Raw genomic sequence first — 18,272 nt, forward strand, 5'->3', positions numbered from 1 at the left:
TGCTAGGAGAAGACTGGCCGGAACATGTGTCCCAGACACTGGCACGCGCTCACGGTGACCGTGGGCTCATACAAGCAGCATCATCCAGAACGGCTTCCAGGCGATCGCCAGCGGTGACCCTGACCGGGTCGCCGCGGTCCTCACCGAGGACATCGAACGGCTCTCTCCTCCGGACAACGCCACTGCCGTCGCGCTCAAGACGGCCCACCACATGGTCGGCAGGAAGGCGATCGTGCACTTTTCGCCGACGACCTTCCCCGTCTGTTCGCGCGTGACGTCACCGTCACCTTCCACCGGTTCCACGCCGCCGGCGAGCGGGTGGTCGTGGAGGCAACCATGACGGCGACGCTCGCCAACGGCAACGGCCATCGACGAGCACACGCTGGTCCACCGACTCCGGCCGCGCACCGCAGGATGAACAGCCGAACTCGCATCGCATCGCTGTCGTGCCCCAGGTGCTTCACCGGATGGCGCTTCGGGCCCGGGCGAAGCCGCCCGGGCCCGAAGCCCGGCGTCAGCGGGAGAGCCGCAGGCAGCCGAGCCGAAGCGGGCTGCCCGTATCGCTGCCGCACGAGGTCTGAACGGCGGCGACCGCCCACCGGAGCCTGCCAGCCGGCCCCGGCGCACATGCCCCGACCGGGCCGCCGGACATCTACCGATCAAGGTACAGAACGGGTAGCCGCACCCTCCGCGCCCAAACCGAAGAACCCAACCGATCACGCCGCGGCCCTGTCCCCACGCCCCGCGTCTTGCCCGACTTCACGCAAGACGGGAAGCGGGAACGGGGGTAGCTTCCTGGTGACGACCTCGGGCCAGGTGTCCAATCTTTCCCGAGGCCACCTTCCACCATCGATCAAGCGAGGTCTTCGTGTGCCCGATCGCCTGCACCAGGAAAATGCTTGGATTTTCCTGGTAACACACGACGCTAGCATTCCGCGGTGCGTCGCTCGTGAAACACCGCACCACCCCGCGGTCCACCTGGGGCCATCCTTTTCATGAGTTGTTGCAAACGACTGGACGCCTGAAACACCCTCATGAAACGGGGGGCCGGTAGGAAGGGATCAGGGAACCGGTCTTGCTGTCAGAAGTTTTGACACCGCGTGATTGGGGTCGCCAAGGTGTGCGGGGGAGCGAAGACCCGAGGATCGGTTTCCTGAAGGCCGACGTGGCCCGGTTCTGTGACGACCTTGCCGAGTTGGCTCCCGCGATCCGGCTCCGGCTGGTGGTTCAGCTGCGGGAAGCGCTGGACGAGGTGATGGACACGGCGCTGGACGACGGGATCGCTGCGGCGAAGGCAGAGAGTTGGGGACTGCGGCAGATCGGCAGCCAGACGGGCCTGTCGCACGAGAAGGTCCGCTACCGGCTTGCCCAGGCCGCGGGCGAGCCGGACGGGCAGGTCAGCTCACAGTACCGGGCGCCCGGGTGAGGCACACGTCATCGAGACATACGCCGACGCCGTCGGAGTCCGTCGGGATCTCGGTGAACTTGAGCGAGGTCTGGCTGCTTGCCGCTTTGAAGACGAACCGCCTCTGCCGCCACCCCGGCTCCGTGCTGGTGACGCCCGTTCCGTCGACGCTGTAACTCTGGTAGCCGTGGTCGATGTGGTGCGCCTGGCCGTACTCATCCCTGCCCTGGGCCTCGACGGCCAGGGTCCTGACCCGCTCGGCATCACCGTTTGCCAGGACGGTGATGTGGAACGTGAGCCAGTACCACACGCCCGGCGTCGTCGCGATGGTCTGCTGAATACTTCCCGGTCGGTCGAATGCCCCGCCGCTCAACGCCAGGTGCTGGCGGCTGTCGGCGGACGCCCCCGGGCTTCCTTTCCACAGGTAGACCTTGCCGCCCGTCACCGTCCAGGGCCCGACCCGCTCGCCGGGGGAGAACATTCTCGGCGCCTGGTCGGGAATGGCGGCAGACTCGAAGCTGCCGTCCTGCAGTGCTGCTGAATCCGGACCGGAGTCCATGGCTGCTCTCCTTGTGCTTGTGCTCTGCGACGGCGAAGCTTCCTGCCCCAATAGGGGCTCTGCTGCATTCGCCCGAAGCAAGCCATACCCCTCCTGCGACCTCGGGCATCCACGGATTCCGGCCCGGCATTGCGTTCGACGCCTGGCTTCCGGCTGCCGCCCCGCCCTATCGTCAAACGATCGTTACCGGACACCACCGCTCGCACCATCAGCCTTCCCCCGCCAGTAGGCGAGGTTATTCCGGGTGGTCAGGGTGTCGGGTGGTCGGGGCCCAGCACCCGCAGGGAATCGGAAGGCAGTTCGGCGGTAGCGGTGGCAGCCCCGGCCGCATCCCCCGCCTCCCCCGCCACCGGGCGAGGTTGTGCGCCCCGGTCCGCCGGGCGGTCGTGGACCGGATGTCGTTCGGCTGGGTGACCGCGGACGCCGCCAACGGCTGCTCAGAGAACTGGCGCACGGCGCCGGCGGCGCCGGACGTCTTCCACGTCAGCCACCACCCGGCACGACGCCGTGGTCACCTGCTAAACCCTCGACGACCCCGTGCACGGCGCATGAGGCGAGGTACCCACGGCCAGCGCATCTTGGCCCGGGGTGAGATGCGGCCCTGGCATCGGGACAGGTTCGTCCACATTGCGGTCAGCCTTTGGGAGGTGTCTGCCTGCCAGTGGGCAGCAGTTGCCGTACGGCGGGTGCCTCCGGGGAGCACAGCGCCTCGTAGGTCTCCAGGGCTTTCTGCCAGCAGACCCGGGCCCGGTCCGGGTGCCCGGTCCGGCCGAGGGCGTGGCCGAGGACGGTGAGAGCGTTGGCGCGGGCCCATCGGCCATTGGGGCCGTGCAGGATGGCGAGGGCCTCTTCGGCCCGGCCCGCGGCCTGCGCCGGCCGGTCCGCGGCGAGGTGGGCTTCCGCCATCCGCCAGTACGTCATCGCCTCCCACAAGCACTGCCTGCTGTCCTGGTAAATGGGTACGGCTTGGTCGAGTTGCCGCAGGGCATCTTCCGGGCGCCCGGCCTGCGTCAAGGCCACGCCCAGTTCGTAGTGGCCACCGGCCAGCCGCATCGTCGCGCCGATTTCCCGGTAGAGGGCCAGACACTGCTCGGCCAGACCCACCCCTTCGGCGATGCGGCCGGTGTCCTGGTAGGTGCGCGCGAGGTTGCCCAGCACACTGGCCACACCGTTCTGGTTCCCGTCGCTGCGAAAGGCGGCAAGCGCCTGCGTCAGAAGTGACTCCGCGTCTTCATGGCGGCCCTGCAAACTCGCGATGATGCCGCTTTCGTTGAGGGCGTTGGAGGACAGGACCGGGTCCGCGCAGTGACGCCGGAGCGCCATGGCGGCCCGCGCCTCCCTGTCCGCCTCCGCGAGACGGCCGGCCATGATGTGGATGTGGGTCATGAGCAGGCGCAGCCGCCCCTCGGCGTGGGCGTCCTGCGCTTGCAGTGCGGCCGTCAGCAGGCGATCGATCGTCTGCTCGTACTGCCGGGCACCCGTGCCCGAATCGGCCAGGTCCCTGGTCACCAGCAGGAGATCCGCAGCTCGGCGCAGCAGGGGCCCGTCGGCCGCGACGCGGGCGCACGACAGCAGGTTTCCGGCCTCCGTGTACAGCCACTCCAGCGCGCTTCCCCGGTCCTTGAAGGTCAGGCCCGGGTACCGGGTGGACGCGAGGTGGTCCCGCAGGGGTTCCCCGGGCCGGTTCATCGTGTACACACGGGCGGCCGTGGCCAGGTAGTGGTCCAGCAACCGTGAGCGTGCCGCCTCGCGTCGCTCCGGGGATTCGTCACGTTCGGCACACGCACGGGCGTAGAGGCGTACGAGGTCGTGATACCGGTAGCGGTCCGGCGCGGGGGATTCCAGCAGCGAAGTGTCCACCAGGGACTCCAACGTCCGTCCGGCGTCTTCGGTGCCCAGGCCGAGTACGGCTGCCGCGGCCCCCAGGGAGATGTCCGGTCCGCACGGCAGGGACACCAGCCGAAAGGCGCGGGCCTGCTGGGGAGGGAGTTGCCCGTATCCCAGCTCGAAGGTGGCCTTGATGCCGAGGTCTCCAGCCTGGAGTTCGTCCAGGCGACGGTGTTCGTCGGCCAGTTTGCCCTCCAGGTCGGCGGCGGTCCAGGCGCGGCGTGCCAGCAGGCGGGCGGCGGCGATCCGGATGGCCAGCGGCAGACAGCCACATACCGCCACCACCTTCCGGGCGTCCTCGCCTCCTTCGCCGGCGATGCGGGTGAACAGAGCAAGGGCCTCCGGGGGCCGCATGACATCCAGAGCCACCACATGTGTCCCCGGCAGGTGTGCCAGCCGGTTGCGGCTCGTGACCAGGGCGACACAGTCGTCCGTGCCCGGCAGCAGGGGGCGGACCTGGGCGGCGTCACGGGCGTTGTCCAGCAGGACCAGGACGCGGCGGCCGTCGAGTACCGACCGGTAGAGCGCGGCGCGTGCGCTGACTCCCGCTGGGATGGCGCAGTCCGATACCCCCAGGGCCCGCAGGAAAGCCGCCAGTGCGGTCTCGGGCTCGACGGGACGCAGCCCGCAGCCACGAAGGTCGAGGTACAGCTGTCCGTCCGGGAAGAACGGCCGGACCGCGTGCGCGACATGCACCGCCAAGGCGGTCTTTCCGACGCCGCCGATCCCCCCGATCGAGCACACGGCTGGCCCGCTTCCATCGCCTGGGCCTAGGTGTGCGATCAGCTCTTCGACCAGCGCGGCCCGCCCGGTGAAGTCCCGGATGTCGCGGGGAAGCTGCGCCGGTCGGCCTCGCGCCGGCCCTCCGCTCTCGGAGCCCGGGCGCCCACCTTCGGGGGCACGCAGGCGGGGGTCCGCCCGCAGGATACGTCGCCGCAGTTCGCAGAGTTCCAGAGAAGGGGCAACGGCCCGTTCCTGGGCGAGCAGGCGCTGAGTGTCGGTGTAGGCGGCCAGGGCCTCGGCCTGCCGGTCACCGCGGTAGAGCGCGAGCATCAAAAGTTCCTGCAGTCGCTCGCGCAACGGGTGTTCGGCTGTCAGCGCCGTCAGTTCCGCCACCACCCGCGCGTGCTGCCCGGCCTCCAGGTCCAGGGCGAGACGGGTTTCCACCAGGCTCAGGCGGCGCTCTTCGAGACGGGCGCGCCAGGTCGCCCCGCACGGGTTCGGCACCCCGGCCAGCGGCTCATCGGTCCACAGCTCCAGGGCCTGGGCCAGGAGTTCGCGGGCGCGGGCCGGGTCGCCCGAGCGACGTGCCTGTTCAGCCTCCGCCGCGAGCCGTTCGGCACATTTCAGGTCGAGCTCGCCCGCACCGACGCGCAACGCATAGCCATCGGCCTCGCTCACCAGCATGTCGGCGTCCGGCTCCAAGACGGCGCGCAGCCGGCACACATACTCGCGCAGGGTGGCCGTCGCGTCCGGCGGCGGGCTCGCACCCCACAGGGCACGGACCAGCTCTGGCTCCGATGTACCACGCCCGTCCCGCAGCAACAGAACGGCGAGCAGTGCCCGCTCTCGTGGCGGACCGGCATCAATCCGCCGCTCACCGCGCCGGACTCCGACCGCTCCCAGCACCGTGAACCACACGTGCCGCTCGTCCCCCGTAGCGTCGGCCATGGACGCCTCACATCCCGCATTCGGTGCTTGGGCTTGCCAGTCTTCCACGCGCACGGCCGGAGAACCACGTAAGAACAGTCGACGAGTTCGCAGGGTGAACAATGAGTCCAAGCTTTCAGTTGGGGAAACCGCTGCGCCACGGTCGTCCGCTCATTTGTTTCCGTACGCTGTTCGAAGCGAGTGAGTGCAGAAGCTCCCGGGAAGACTTCCACAGAACAGCAAGCTGCCTGATCCCTACTGTGATCGGCTATACCACGACACGGGATGCCATCGTTCTTCACTGCCGGTTGCAGCCGTCTGGATACTTCTCCAAATCGGACGCGTACCATTGTTTACAAGGACTGGCTACCCAGGGCTATGTGTAATCCTCGCAAGAGATGCCCCTGCACTCGGCCCCGACGGTATCGGCCTGCTTTATCTGCGCCCTTTAAACCGGGCGCGCAAGGGCGTGCTCTTGGCTTCCGTAGACTCGATCTCGGCGCGGGGCCGTCGTGGGAGTAGCACTCTTTGATGACCCGCAGTCTGCCCGCTTCATGCACCGTGCTCGGCTACCGCAAGGACGGCCGGCCCATCTACCCGATCCTGGGCGCCTCCTCCGACGACGCATCGAACGACGAAGCCGCCGTCAGCATTACCGGTAGTTCGTTGAACCCGGCGGTAGCGGGGTTGACGCCTGGTCGGGGCGGTCGTAGGGCGGAGGGGGAGCCGGCAGCCTCGCCGAGTGGGGGCATGATGACTGAGCGACGGACGTGTCCGCCTGCGCCGGGACCGTTGGAGGAGTACGCGGCCCGTTTCGATGATCTGTTCCTCACCCTCGCCCAGCGGCGTGGGTTTCGTGAGTATCTGACCGGGCTGCTCGCGCCGCGGGACCGGAACAAGACGCTGACCTGCCTGGCCGGGGCCGGGCCGGTGCTGGGCGCGGGCCTGGCGAGCGTACAGCGGCTGCAGTACTTCCTCTCCGAGTCGCGCTGGGACAGTGAGCAGGTCAACGCCCGGCGGCTGGAACTGCTGCGGACCGACCCCGCCTTGGCCCCCCACGAGGCCGGGGTGCTGGTCATCGACGACTCCGGGGACCGCAAGGACGGCACGGCCACCGCGCACGTGGGACGGCAGTGGCTGGGACGGCTGGGCAAGACCGACAACGGCGTGGTCACGGTGACCACGGTGTGGACCGACGGCCGGGTGTACTACCCGCTGCACGCACAGCCCTACACCCCCGCCCACCACTTCCCGCGCGGCCGGCGCGATCCCGGCTTCCGGACCAAACCGCAGATCGCTGCGGCTCTTGCGGCCCGGGGCAAGGACGCGGGCTTCGCCTGCCGGGCGGTGGTGGCCGACTGCGCCTACAGCGTCAGCGACGACTGGTATCTCGCCCTGCGCGAGGCCCACCTGCCCTACGTGGTCCCTCTCAAGCCGCACCGCGGCACCTGGGCACCCGCCGACCAGCCGCACACCCCCATCGACGCCGCCCACGCCCTGGCCTGGCAGGACGCCGAGCACCCCGGCGACTGGACGCCCATCGAACGGCACTTCCGCGACGGGCACACCGAGACCTGGTGGGCCGCCGACGCCACCCTCGGCGGCTGGCAGCCCCACGGCCCGTGCCGCCTGGTCGTCGCCACCACCGACCCGGGCACCCTGCCGGAGAAGGCCACCTGGTATCTGGCCACCAACCTGCCCCACCCCGACGCCCCGCACGCCGCCACCAGCACTCACCCACCCGCCGACCTCACCGAGATCGTCCGCCTCTACGGACTGCGGCCCTGGATCGAACAGAGCTACCAACAGATCAAGGACGAACTCGGCTGGGCCGACTTCCAGGTCCGCTCCGACACCGCCATCCGCCACCACCAGACCCTGGTGAACTGCGCGTTCTCCTTCTGCTGGGACCAATGGTCCGCTCCACCCGGCCCCCTGGACGCCACCGCGCCCGACCCCTGCGCCGATGACCGGCCAGAGAGGGGCCCCGCCACGCCCCGCCTGCACCAACTTCCCTGCTGGCCCAGGGCATTACGAGCCGTCCGCTCCTGGCTCACCCCCGCCACCACCCTGCACCGCTGGTGGCGAGCCTGGACCGACACCGACCCGCCACCCGAACTCCAAGCCCTGATCGACGCGGTCACCACCGGCAGACCCCTTGATCTCTACCGCCGGGTTTAACGAACTACCGGTAGACGTGGGACGTGCCTCGTTGCGACTGGCACGTTCCAGGATGAGAGTGGCCAGCGTTCCTGCATCTCGTTCCTGGCGGCTGGCGAATTTGGTACGTCCCAGGAGATGGAGAATGCGGTCGGCGGACAGCCCAAGATCGCTGTCGGTGGGACGTGCTGCTGCGGTGAGGGCACGGGCGCGGTCGGCTTCGGCGCGCATGATTTCTGCAATCGGGAGTTCCGGCTGGCCGAGGGTGTCGGCGGCCTGGGTGGTGCGTGACAGCAGCCTCTCGAAGTGGTCGCCCATCGCCGTGATCACTTCTCCTGTCCCGTCGCCGGGTCACCGCTAGTAGTGGTTGAATCCTAACCTTGTCTACTTCGATGGATGCCCGTGCTGTATTGGTCGCTACGCAAGTCTACTGAACTTGACAGCGCCGGGGGTCCGGCGCGTATATTCACCGCGTTGTCTAGTTCGCTAGACGGTGCGGGGAACCGCCTCGGAAGTCATTCAGTGCGTTAGAGGGTGCGATCGGTAGGCGGCTCCTTGGTCTGTCCGTGGCCGCGGGGCCTTGTGTGCCCGCGAGGGGCATGCGGAGAGACGCGTTGAAATCCACGGTCGCGTGGGGCAGCGCGCCATCCGTCGAAGGTGGCCCACCGCCTGGGCAACCCCGAAATCGGGGCCTGGGCGGGGCTCGGCCAACCATCAGAGCGACGCCATTGACCATCAAGAACGGATTCAACCGATGACTGCCTATTCAGTCCTCGTGCCCTTTTGCCTCGCCGGCCGGAGCAAGTCCTGCCGTACGCGGCAATGGTGCACTGGACCCACGCCGAAAGGCTGTGGCAAGGGCAGGCGCTCATGGTCGAGCCGCACCAAGGCTTCGCCTACGCCGCTGGTGCGGGCTTCCGGGTGCCCGTTGGGCTGGGCGTCACGCTCATGCCGTTGCGGCACCCGTACGAGGCTGCCCTGCAGGCCCGGTCTCTGGCGATGACCACGGGCCATCCGGTGGTCGCGGGGTTCGGCCCGGGGGCACGGCCCTTTCAGCAGAGCCTATTGGCAGAGCCGTACAGCAGCCCCCTGACGCTGGCACGTGAATACCTCACAGCGGTACGCGGACTACTCGACGGTGCCTTGGTCGACACCAACGGGGTATACGTGTCCGGCCACATGGCTTTGCCGTCCTTCCCGGCGCCCAAGGTCGAGGTGGGCCTCGGAGTGCTCCGAGCGGGTATGGCCCGGCTCGCCGGGGAAGTGGCCGATGTGGCCATCACCTGGATGACACCTGCTGCCTACCTGCGCGACACCGTGATCCCGGCAGTGACCGAAGGGGCCAAAGGGCCGATCGGGCCCGGCCCAGGCTGACGGCCATGGTGCCGCTGGCCCTCACCCGGCCCGACCGCACGGCTGCCGAACTCGCCCTGGCCGGCAACGGCGCACACATGAAGGGCCCGCACTATATCGACATGCTGCGCAGGTCGGGTATCGATGTCGCCGGATCGGACGAGAAGGCCAACGCTGAGGCACTCGTCTCCGGTGGTGCGTTCCTCTCCGGCGACCTGGATGACCTGGCCGGGCAATTGAAGGCGTACGAGGCGGTCGGCGTGGACGAGATCGTCCTCAATGTCACTGGCGTCTGCAACCTCTACGGCCCGCAGGCCGCCATGAACGAACTCAAGGTCCTCTTGGCCGCGTTGGCCTGACACCTCTGCTCGGTACGGCAACACCTATACCGAGCAGGCACATCGACTGGCGCACCCGCATCTTCCCGTGTTCTGCGCGGGCTGTGCGAGGCGATGCGCTGCACCATGAAGGGGAACCAATGCCCAAGATCAAAAAGTTCCTGATGGCCTGGGCCACAGGACACGACAGCCAGCATGAGATAGCCGGCGCCGAGCAGCAGAACGGCTGCCGCACAGTCGTCCTGGAAAGCTCCGAGCACCTCGCACAAGTCCTCGCCTCGGATGTCGTCGGTGCGCACACTCTGGTCTTCGCGCCCGCATTCTCCCAGGCCGACACCGCGGACGGCAGCAGCCCCGACGTAGCCGTCTACGGCGGTTCGGCCGGCGAGACCGGCGCCGAGTTCTCTCTTGGCACCGACTTCTACCTGCAGGTGCAGAGCTACGGAATCAGCGGCTACATGTCGGTGATCGGCCCCACCTTGGTGCGCATCGCCGACACGGCGGACTTCGAAGCCTACGTCGCAGATGCCGACCAGGCCCGCCAGGACGGCACGTTCCCGGAATTTCTCGCTTCCCCAGTAGTCCAACTCGCCGATCTGCCGGCGCTCGGCGCCGCGCATGCCGACACCGGCCCCGCGCTGCGGCTGTACGTCGCAGCAACGGGCGCTGTTTCGACCTCTCCTGGCGGCCGCCCTTTGGGTGTGGCCGGTGAGAGCCTGGCAGTACTCGAAGCCGAATGGAACCGTGTCAACGGCGAGGCTGTCCGGCCCTGTGCAGTCAGCCTCGGCGCGGCTGTACCCGAGGAGGTCCGTACCACCGGGCTCGCGGAACGGCCCTGGCTGGGCCGCTACCTTGCGGCGCTCGACGCGCTGCGAAACCTCGCCGGCCGAGCGACGACCGGCGCGTCGGTCTCAGGCTTCGGTGGCCGGTTCCTACCAGCGCTGGCCAAGATCTCCAGTCCTGCCGACGCTATGGGCACCGAGGTGCCGCTGCTGCTGTGGACCGACGAAGCAGCCTACGTATACGTACCGAACACCAACCGGATGATGCAGCTGCGCCGGGAGGCTGCAGCGCTCGTCGAAGCGCTGCTGGTCTGCGGTTCCGTCGAGGCCGCCGCAGCGCACGCCGACCGAAAGAAGCTCCTTCAGATGGAGCGAGCCCTCGCCGACATGAGTGTGCCCCTGCGCGTCCAGCCCCGCGAGCGCTCCCGGGCGGGGCGGTGAGAGGCACTATGTCCGCGACCACTACGGCCCCTCCCGGTCGCGCCGGTGAGCTGCTCGCAGCCCTCGGTGACCGCGCCGTCCTGCATGGCATGTACGACGCCTACGGCTCGTCGGTCTACCACCACCTGGCAACCCAGGGCGACCATGAGGTCCGCGAGCTTCTGGGCGTCATCTGGCAGCTGCCCGGCCCCGTCCTGGACCTGGCGGCTGGCTCCGGCAGGCTGACCATGCCCATCCTGGCCCTGGGCCGCGAGGTGACGGCGCTGGAGCTGTCGCCTACCATGCTGGGTCTGCTCACGGAGCGTCTCGCCACTGGCCCTGCTGCGCTGCGCGAGCGCTGCACGGTGGTCCGGGGCGACATGAGCGACTTCTCGCTCGAGCAGCGCTTCGCAGCAGTAGTACTCGGTACCACCTCCGTTTCTCTCTTGGACGAGGCCGGGCGCCCTGGCCTGTACCGCTGCGTACGAGAACACCTCGCGGAAGGCGGCCGGTTCCTGCTGTCGACCGTGGAGATGGACGCGGCACGATCCAGCGACATCGAGGTCGAGCTGACCGTCCCCACGGGTGCGGCCACGTATCGCATGTACGAGTACTGGGCGCCCGGCGATGCTGCGCGCACCGTCACGATCTTCCCCGACGGGTTCGACGTAGCCGGTGAGAAGGTGGTGCACGTCTGCACCACCACCATCGGCGTGCTGTCGGCCAACCAATTGGAGGCCGAGCTTGTCGGGGCGGGCTTCGCCGTACGGGCCCGGCACCCGCTGCCGATGGCGGGCGCTCGGCACCCGAGCGTGCTGCTGGAAGCCGAGGCTGCGGCATGACGGAGACTTTCGTGAATGACATGGGTGCCGAGGAAGGCACGACGTACCCGCTGTGGCCCTCCCTCCTGGCCCCTGGACTGCAGGGCCGCGATGAGCTGTGCGCGGTCGCGGCGGCAGGCGTCCGGGTCCGCTTCGCCGATGGCCGGGAGCTGCTGGACGGCTCCAGCGGGCTGTGGAACACCAACATCGGTTATGGCAACGCCGCCATCGCCGATGCGGCCGCCCAAGCCCTGCGGGACGCCTCGTACCTGAGTGTCTTCCGCTACGAGAATGTCTACGCCCGCCGGGCCGCGGCTGCCCTGCTTGATGTCTGTGGCGCGGACCACTACGGGCGCGTGTTGTTCTCGACGTCCGGAGGCGCCGCCAACGACCTAGCGATGAAGGTCGCCCGGCACTACCACGCTCTGCGCGGCGAGGGGCGTCGCAAGGTCGTCGTCGGCCTGCGCGGCAGCTATCACGGTCTGACCTACGGCAGCTTCGGGCTGACCGGGGAGAACCTGGGGCAGCAACTTTACTGCGCGGACCAGCGTTTGATTCGCCACGTGACGCCGAACGACCCCGGCGACGTTGCCGAGTTGATGCGGCGCCAGGGACCGCAGGTGGCGGCGGTTGTCGTCGAACCGGTGCTGGGCAGCGGCGCGGTGCCACTGACGCGGGAGTACGTGGCCGAGCTGCTCCGGCTGCGCCGTGAGCACGGCTTCCTGCTGGTGGCCGATGAGGTGGCGACCGGCTTCGGCAGGACGGGTTCCTTCTTCGCTTCTCAGGAGTGGGCCGGGCACCCGGACCTCCTGATCGCGTCCAAGGGCCTGACCAACGGCACGAGCGCGGCCGCTGTCGTGGTCGCCGCCCGCTCGGTGGCAGCCGCGTTTGAGGACGACAGTGCGGTCCTCACCCATGGGGAGACGCAGGCGGGCACGCCCGTCACGTGCGCGACGATCCTCGCCACCATCTCCGAGATGCGGCGGCTGGACGCGGTCGCGATGGGCAAGCGGCTCGCCGCCCGCTTGGACGCAGCGCTGGCCGAGCTCCTCGCTACTCACCCGCTGGTCACAGCTACGACCGGGCTCGGCTGCTTCCGCTCGCTGCGATTCTTGCAAGCTGACGGCTCACCGCTGCCGCAGTCCGAGGTGCCGGGCCTGGTGGCGGCGATCCGTCGGGCGGGGGCCATCGTGCACCCCGGTGTGAACGGTGTCCAGCTCTTTCCGGCTCTGACCTACACCGAGCAAGACCTTGCTGAGCTGCTGGAGTGCGTCCAGGCCGGCCTGGACGCGCATGTCGCGGATACTGGGATGAGACAGTGAGCAACGACACCGGTGCAGCCACCTCCGTGTTGCATGGTTGCGCGACATTCGGTCGCTGGCTCGGGAGACGGGCAGAGCGCAGAATCACCGTGCTCGTGGACTCCACGCTGAAGGACTCGGACATCGTCACAACGGCGCGTGGGCTGGTGGAGTCGCCGGGACGGCAGGTCGACTTCTTGGCGCTAACCGGGGCGGGCGATGTACAGAGCGTCATCGCGCTGGCCGACCAGCTTGCGGACAGCGAGCTCGTGATCGGTATCGGGGGCGGCTCGCTGCTGGACCAGGTGAAACTGGCGACCGTGGCGCGTGACGACCGGGATGCCCGCACCCGGCTGACGGTGTCGCAGCGCAGCGGCCTGATCTTCCTGCCGGAGTTCACCGGCCGCAAGGCACCACTCGTGTCGATCCCCACCACGCTGGGCACCGGCACGGAGGTCAGCGGCGCGGCATGTCTCGCCCACCCCGGCGGCAAACGGCTGGTACTGGGCATGGCCCTGCAGCCCGAGGTGGCGGTGCTGGACGCGGCGGCAACGGCCACCCTGCCCGGCGAACTGCTGGCGGAAGGCGTCCTGGAGGCGCTATTTCGAGTTGCCAGCCCCTACATCGGCGACCACCGGGCTGCGCCGACCGAGGACATGCTGGTCGAGGCCGTTGCCGAGCGCCTGGTGGGGCTCGGGCATGCGCTGGCAGCCGTCCGGTCTGCTGATCCATCCGGCGTCGTGGCCGACGACGCGCTGCGGTTGGAGATCGCCAAGGTCAGTGGTTTCAGCCACAACGCTTGGCTGCACCACGGCCGCGACCCCTATGCGGTCAAGGGCTGGCTCCTCGCCAACGAGCTGTCGTGGAGTCTGAGAGTGCGCAAGATGACCGCGGTCGCGGCCCTCCTTCCGCCTTTGTGGCAGGCGATCGCGGACGGCGAGAGCCGCCTCGGTTCGGCAGCGCGGTTGCGGCAGATGTGGGAACGCCTGCGCATGGTAGGGCCCCAGCGGCTCCCGGCCGATCCGAGCGCGGGCGTATCTGCCCTGGTCGACGCCTGGCGCATCGAGCGTCGGCTCACCGCGGACACGGCCCTGCTGGACACCGTCGCGCAGCGGACGGTACGTGCCTGGGGCACCGGGCTGCCGATGCTCGGCGGTCTGGGAGCCGGCGATGTCCGCCGCCTGCTGTCCAACGCCGTGCCCGAATCCGGCAAATAGAGCTTCCAAACCCTTTGCAGGGCGCGGATGACATGCAAGTCCACTGAAACACGGAAAGGAGAAGACTATGCAGAACGGGTACGCCGCCACGGCGACGGAGCAGTTGGCCTCGGTCGACCTGGAACTGGGCCTTCAGGAGCTGGAGGCCATGGAAGCCCCGGACTGGTGGTCCACCGCTCTGGGAGTCGGAGCGGGCATGGGCGTCGTGTCGCTCGTCGGCTACAGCGCGGTTTCCATCGCCACCTGATGTCCCACAGTCGACTGGGCCGCGACCTGCTGAGTGACATCGCGGCCCGGTCGACCGGACAGGGCAAAACGCTAGGAAAGGAGGTGTGACATGCAGGAGAACACCCTTGAAGAGACCGCAGGCTTCAATCCCTCGCTGGAGCTTGGCCTGCAAGAGCTGGAAGCCATGGAGGCTCCTGGTTTCTGGAGCGGCGCCGGCGTTGTGGCCAGCGCGGTCGGCAGTTTCGTCGCGAGCACGGTGAGCGTCCTCACCTGAGATGTGCAAGCCGGACCGCGAAGTGCAGAAGAGGAGGTGTGACATGCAGGAGAGCTCTCTCCAGGAGGCGACTGACCCGGTGCTGGAGCTGGGCCTTCAGGAACTGGAGGCCATGGAGGCCCCCGGCTGGTGGTCGGCCGCCGCGAGCGCTGTGGGCAGCGCCGCCCTGGGCATCTCGGTCAGCATCGCTACCTGACCGGTACCGCCCCCCGTTGAAAATTGAAGCAGAAGAGGAGTGAGACATGCAGGAAAACAAGTTCGAGCAGGAGCTGGAACTGGGCCTGCAGGAGCTGGAGGCCATGGAGGCCCCCGACTTCTGGTCCGGTTTCAAGGAGGGAGCCACGATCAGCCTCGGCTCCATCGCGCTCTACAGTGCCATCTCTGTAGCCACCTGAGCCGTTCCCACACGGTGCAGCGTGCCGGCCCCTCCTGAGGGCCTGTGCGATTGAAGTTTGATACCGGGTTCCGCGGCAACGACGTTCGTTGCCGCGGAACCCAGCAAGCACTGAACGCGAGAAGCAAGGACTCGAAATGAGCGAAAACCAGAATCTCCAGCAAACCAACGTGAAACTCTCCATTGCGTCCATGATCCTCGTGTTGGTGCTTGTGGCCGGCAACGCTGTATTCAGCGGCCTTGCCCAGTGGATTTTCCTGGGCGTGATTGCCGCGGCCATCATCGGCTGCTCCGCTCGCATTGTCGCGAATATTCACGCTGAGCACCGATGAGCGGCGACAACGTAATAGAACTCCGGGGCCTGACCAAGCAGTTCGGTGCCGTGACGGCGGTGGAGGACGTCTCCCTCGACGTTCGTTCCGGGCGGGTCGTGGGCCTGCTCGGCCGCAATGGTGCGGGGAAGACGACCACGCTGCGCATGCTGCTGGGCCTGATGCGGCCCACATCGGGCACGGCCACCGTCTTCGGCCATCGTTATCAGGACCTGCCGCGCGCCGCACACCGCATCGGCGTCAGCATGGATGGCATCAATCCGCTGCCGGGCACCACTGCCCGCCGCGAACTGCATATCTGGGCCCGCGCTCTGGGGCTGTCGGCTTCACGCGCGGACGAGGTGCTCGGCCGGGTCGGACTGGACGACCGGGCCGACCGCGCGATCAAGGGATACTCGACGGGCATGAAGCAGCGCCTCTCCCTGGCCACCGCACTGCTGCCCGACCCCGAGCTGCTGGTGCTCGACGAGCCCGCCAATGGCCTGGACCCGGACGGCATCCGCTGGCTGCGCACGACGTTGCGCTCGCTGGCGGAAGAAGGGCGTACCGTTCTGGTCTCGAGCCACCTGCTGGCCGAGATTGAGCAGACCGTGGACGACGTGGTCATCGTGCAGCGCACTGTGCGGTACGCGGGCTCCTTGAACGAGCTCACCTCTGACGGCGCAGAGAGCCTGGAGGATCGTTTCTTCTCGCTGGTCGGCACCACGACCGGCACGACGGCAAGGGGGCGGGTCGATGCGTGACCTGCTTTCCGCCGAGTGGACGAAGGCATGGGTTGGCCGCACCTGGCTCGTTCTCGCCGGCGCCGGGGCTTTCATGTCGCTGCTCGCGTCCCTCGGATACGCCAGTGAGCCCGACAAAAAGATCACCGAGCAGCACATGGACCTCACCACCATCACCAATGACTCGGTGCGTGCGTGGATGATGACGTTTCTCTTCGCGGCGCTCTTCGGCGCGATCTTCGTCACCCGCGAGTACACTTCCGGCACCATCGGCCGTTCGGTCCTGCTCGGCGGCACCCGCTCCCACCTGTTCGCCGCCAAGGCGCTGGTGGGCACGGCGATCGGTGCCGTGTCAGGGCTGCTCGCCGTCGCCTTGGCGTTCGGCGTCACCTGGGGCACGCTGGCCACTTCCAGTCACAGTCCGGAGATCACCCGGGAGACGTGGCTGATCGCTGCAGGCGTCTTCGCCTGCAATGTGCTCGCCGGGCCCTGGGGGTCTTCCTCGGCTGGATCATCCGGCACCAGATCGGTGCGGTGGTGGCGCTGATCGCTCTCACGCTGCTCGTCGATCCAGCCCTGGTGCGGCTGATTCCCGAAGTCGGCAAGTTTCTGATGACCATCGCCATGAGTTCGGTCTACCGCGATGGCAAGCCAGAACTGCTCTCGGAGCCCGTTGCCTTCCTGGTCATCGGCGGCTGGCTGGCCATCGCCTGGTTCGGCGCCCGCAAGCTGTTCCTCACCCGCGACATCACGTAAGGCCGGCCCAGCCATGTCCTTCAGAAACGCAACCGCGACCCGCGAGCCGTCCCCCGGCGCGCTGGCCCGGCCACGCATCGCCGAAGACGTGACCGTCCACACGCCGGACAAGGAAGGCGCGCCCTGGGTCATCCAGCGCGGCCGGCACCAGTACTTCCGGGTCCAGGCCGACTTGGCACGGCTCGCGCGCACCGTGGACGGCACGCGCGACCATGCGGGGCTGGCCGAGGTTCTGGGGCCACCGTGGACCCCGGATGCCGTGGGCCTCGCGGTGCGGAAACTGGCGGGCTCCCGGCTACTGGACGACGGGGGTACGGGACGCAAGCGGAAAGAGCGGGGTACCTGGATCCGCTTCGTCCCGCCCCTGACATTGCAGTTCACCATTCTCAAGCCGGAGCGTGTCCTGCGCCAGCTGACGCCCCTGATCAGGGCTCTGGCCCACCGGACCGCAGCCGTGGGGGCGACGGTGGCCGTCCTGGGCGGCTTGCTGGCCTTGGCCGCCCAGGGCAGCGAGCTGCATAGCGCCCTCAGCCAGCCGCTCCCGCTCACCGTCTACCTCGCCGTGGCTTGCGCGATGCTTGCCACCACGTGTGTGCACGAGATGGGCCACGGCGCGGTGCTCACCTACTACGGTGGCCGCCCGAGCCGCATGGGCGTGATGCTCTTCTACCTCTCGCCAGCCTTCTTCTGCGACGTCTCCGACGGATGGCGGCTGCCGGACAAGGCGCATCGTGTGCGCGTGGCACTGGCCGGCATCACTACACAGGCGGTAATTGCGGGTGGTACGGGTATCGCGACTTTGTTCGTGGATGATGCCTCGGTCCACGCCGGCCTGCTCGTTTTCACCGTGTCCACGTATGTGTCCGGCCTGTTGAACTTGCTGCCCTTCATCAAACTCGACGGCTACATCGCATTGATGAGCCACCTGGACCTGCCGCATCTGCGGGATCGCGCCATGACCGACGGTCGCCGCTTCGTCGCCGAGGTTCTCTTCGGTGGCCGCTACAGCCGTGAACTGCCTCAGCTGCCCTGGTCGGTCATCTATGGCCTGGCTTGCCTGGCCTTTCCGTTCTACATCGTCACCAGCGCCATGCGTCTGTGGGCCGACACCGTGCAGCGCCTCGGTCCGATCGGCGCCTCGCTCGTGATGTTCGGCATCGGCTACTTCCTGTACCACCTCGGCCGCGGCTACAAGCGGCTGCTCGGCGAGGCACGCGCGGCGGGCGCCCGCACGTGGCGCATGTGCGTCGCTACGGTGCTCACCCTCGCCACCGTGACTGCGTTGCTGTTGTGGGTAAGGCTGCCTTACGCCGTCTCCGGCGGTTACGTCCGCGACTCCCGGGGCGAGGCCAACCTGGTGTTGCCCTCCTCCGCCGACCGTTCTGTTATCACCAAGGGCACAACCGTGGAGCTGTTCCGCTCAGGATTGGCCGCCAAAGTGAAAACGGGCACCGCCGTGGTGGCCAACGCCCAGGGGAGGAACACCACCGCACCGTTGTCTGCCTTCCTGCCCGTACAAACCGACGGCCTGCCGCAGCTGGTTGTGGGCTACCGGCTCACCGGGACCGATGACCCGGTCGACCGGGTGGGCACGGCCGTTGTGAATGCTGGGGAGTTGCCGCTGTGGAACTGGCTCTACAGCAAGTACGTAGCACCGGCCTGGCGCTGGTGAC

Annotated in this window: 21 protein-coding genes; 18 read left to right on the forward strand and 3 right to left on the reverse strand. The window is 68.2% G+C overall.

Features of this window, described 5'->3' with window-relative positions; all coding sequences use genetic code 11:
* Positions 1 to 66 precede the first annotated feature (66 nt).
* Positions 67 to 369 carry a hypothetical protein gene (locus ACEXOX_RS07860; protein ID WP_406519699.1) on the reverse strand — a complete coding sequence of 101 codons (303 nt, stop codon included), beginning with the start codon at positions 367 to 369 and terminating at the stop codon, positions 67 to 69.
* A 751-nt stretch (positions 370 to 1,120) separates the two neighbouring features.
* On the opposite strand from ACEXOX_RS07860, the gene ACEXOX_RS07865 reads away from it, so the two are divergent.
* The gene (locus ACEXOX_RS07865; protein WP_406519700.1) at positions 1,121 to 1,426 is read left to right on the forward strand and encodes a hypothetical protein; all 306 of its coding nucleotides are present in this window, start codon (positions 1,121 to 1,123) and stop codon (positions 1,424 to 1,426) included.
* Here the strand turns inward: ACEXOX_RS07865 and ACEXOX_RS07870 are convergent.
* Positions 1,398 to 1,964: a DUF642 domain-containing protein gene (locus ACEXOX_RS07870; RefSeq protein ID WP_406519701.1), complete on the reverse strand. Its 567-nt coding sequence runs from the start codon at positions 1,962 to 1,964 to the stop codon at positions 1,398 to 1,400. The genes ACEXOX_RS07865 and ACEXOX_RS07870 overlap by 29 nt on opposite strands.
* Positions 1,965 to 2,597: 633 nt before the next feature.
* Positions 2,598 to 5,522 (reverse strand): BTAD domain-containing putative transcriptional regulator, encoded by a 2,925-nt coding sequence (locus ACEXOX_RS07875; protein WP_406519702.1) that lies wholly within the window; start codon positions 5,520 to 5,522, stop codon positions 2,598 to 2,600.
* Between the two features lie 771 nt (positions 5,523 to 6,293).
* Here ACEXOX_RS07875 and ACEXOX_RS07880 point away from each other — a divergent pair.
* The 17 genes from ACEXOX_RS07880 to mpaP all read left to right on the forward strand — a co-directional run bounded on the left by ACEXOX_RS07880 (position 6,294) and on the right by mpaP (position 18,271).
* A complete protein-coding gene (locus ACEXOX_RS07880) occupies positions 6,294 to 7,682 on the forward strand; it encodes an IS701 family transposase (RefSeq protein WP_406519703.1) in 1,389 nt (462 codons plus the stop codon).
* A 117-nt stretch (positions 7,683 to 7,799) separates the two neighbouring features.
* Positions 7,800 to 7,952 (forward strand): hypothetical protein, encoded by a 153-nt coding sequence (locus ACEXOX_RS07885; protein WP_406519704.1) that lies wholly within the window; start codon positions 7,800 to 7,802, stop codon positions 7,950 to 7,952.
* Between the two features lie 531 nt (positions 7,953 to 8,483).
* Positions 8,484 to 9,035, forward strand: a complete 552-nt coding sequence (locus tag ACEXOX_RS07890; protein WP_406519705.1) for an LLM class flavin-dependent oxidoreductase — start codon at positions 8,484 to 8,486, stop codon at positions 9,033 to 9,035.
* 5 nt (positions 9,036 to 9,040) lie between these two features.
* A complete protein-coding gene (locus ACEXOX_RS07895) occupies positions 9,041 to 9,373 on the forward strand; it encodes a hypothetical protein (protein ID WP_406519706.1) in 333 nt (110 codons plus the stop codon).
* Between the two features lie 119 nt (positions 9,374 to 9,492).
* Positions 9,493 to 10,575, forward strand: a complete 1,083-nt coding sequence (gene mpaB / locus ACEXOX_RS07900) for a daptide biosynthesis RiPP recognition protein (protein ID WP_406519707.1) — start codon at positions 9,493 to 9,495, stop codon at positions 10,573 to 10,575.
* Positions 10,576 to 10,583: 8 nt separating this feature from the next.
* Positions 10,584 to 11,396 (forward strand): daptide-type RiPP biosynthesis methyltransferase, encoded by an 813-nt coding sequence (gene mpaM / locus ACEXOX_RS07905; protein ID WP_406519708.1) that lies wholly within the window; start codon positions 10,584 to 10,586, stop codon positions 11,394 to 11,396.
* 20 nt (positions 11,397 to 11,416) lie between these two features.
* Entirely contained in the window at positions 11,417 to 12,697 is a 1,281-nt protein-coding gene (gene mpaD, locus ACEXOX_RS07910) for a daptide-type RiPP biosynthesis aminotransferase (RefSeq protein WP_406526261.1), read from the forward strand.
* Positions 12,694 to 13,893 (forward strand): daptide-type RiPP biosynthesis dehydogenase, encoded by a 1,200-nt coding sequence (gene mpaC, locus ACEXOX_RS07915; protein WP_406519709.1) that lies wholly within the window; start codon positions 12,694 to 12,696, stop codon positions 13,891 to 13,893. Before mpaD ends, mpaC begins: the two co-directional genes overlap by 4 nt.
* Before the next feature lie 67 nt (positions 13,894 to 13,960).
* Entirely contained in the window at positions 13,961 to 14,140 is a 180-nt protein-coding gene (locus tag ACEXOX_RS07920) for a daptide-type RiPP (RefSeq protein ID WP_406519710.1), read from the forward strand.
* Positions 14,141 to 14,230: 90 nt separating this feature from the next.
* Positions 14,231 to 14,395: a daptide-type RiPP gene (locus ACEXOX_RS07925; protein ID WP_398749626.1), complete on the forward strand. Its 165-nt coding sequence runs from the start codon at positions 14,231 to 14,233 to the stop codon at positions 14,393 to 14,395.
* A gap of 43 nt (positions 14,396 to 14,438) precedes the next feature.
* A complete protein-coding gene (locus ACEXOX_RS07930; RefSeq protein WP_398749628.1) occupies positions 14,439 to 14,591 on the forward strand; it encodes a daptide-type RiPP in 153 nt (50 codons plus the stop codon).
* Positions 14,592 to 14,637: 46 nt separating this feature from the next.
* Positions 14,638 to 14,790, forward strand: a complete 153-nt coding sequence (locus ACEXOX_RS07935; protein WP_406519711.1) for a daptide-type RiPP — start codon at positions 14,638 to 14,640, stop codon at positions 14,788 to 14,790.
* A gap of 136 nt (positions 14,791 to 14,926) precedes the next feature.
* Positions 14,927 to 15,121: a hypothetical protein gene (locus ACEXOX_RS07940; RefSeq protein ID WP_406519712.1), complete on the forward strand. Its 195-nt coding sequence runs from the start codon at positions 14,927 to 14,929 to the stop codon at positions 15,119 to 15,121.
* Positions 15,118 to 15,864, forward strand: coding sequence for an ABC transporter ATP-binding protein (locus tag ACEXOX_RS07945; protein WP_406519713.1), 747 nt, complete (start codon positions 15,118 to 15,120; stop codon positions 15,862 to 15,864). The genes ACEXOX_RS07940 and ACEXOX_RS07945 overlap by 4 nt, the downstream gene beginning before the upstream one ends.
* A complete protein-coding gene (locus ACEXOX_RS07950) occupies positions 15,857 to 16,390 on the forward strand; it encodes an ABC transporter permease subunit (RefSeq protein ID WP_406519714.1) in 534 nt (177 codons plus the stop codon). The genes ACEXOX_RS07945 and ACEXOX_RS07950 overlap by 8 nt, the downstream gene beginning before the upstream one ends.
* Complete coding sequence (locus ACEXOX_RS07955; RefSeq protein WP_406519715.1) at positions 16,378 to 16,599, forward strand: hypothetical protein; 222 nt, start codon at positions 16,378 to 16,380, stop codon at positions 16,597 to 16,599. Before ACEXOX_RS07950 ends, ACEXOX_RS07955 begins: the two co-directional genes overlap by 13 nt.
* A gap of 13 nt (positions 16,600 to 16,612) precedes the next feature.
* Positions 16,613 to 18,271: a daptide biosynthesis intramembrane metalloprotease gene (gene mpaP / locus ACEXOX_RS07960; RefSeq protein ID WP_406519716.1), complete on the forward strand. Its 1,659-nt coding sequence runs from the start codon at positions 16,613 to 16,615 to the stop codon at positions 18,269 to 18,271.
* The last annotated feature ends 1 nt before the right edge of the window (position 18,272 follow it).

The sequence above is a fragment of the Streptomyces sp. Ac-502 genome (assembly GCF_045222935.1).
GTDB classification, from domain to species: domain Bacteria; phylum Actinomycetota; class Actinomycetes; order Streptomycetales; family Streptomycetaceae; genus Streptomyces; species Streptomyces monomycini.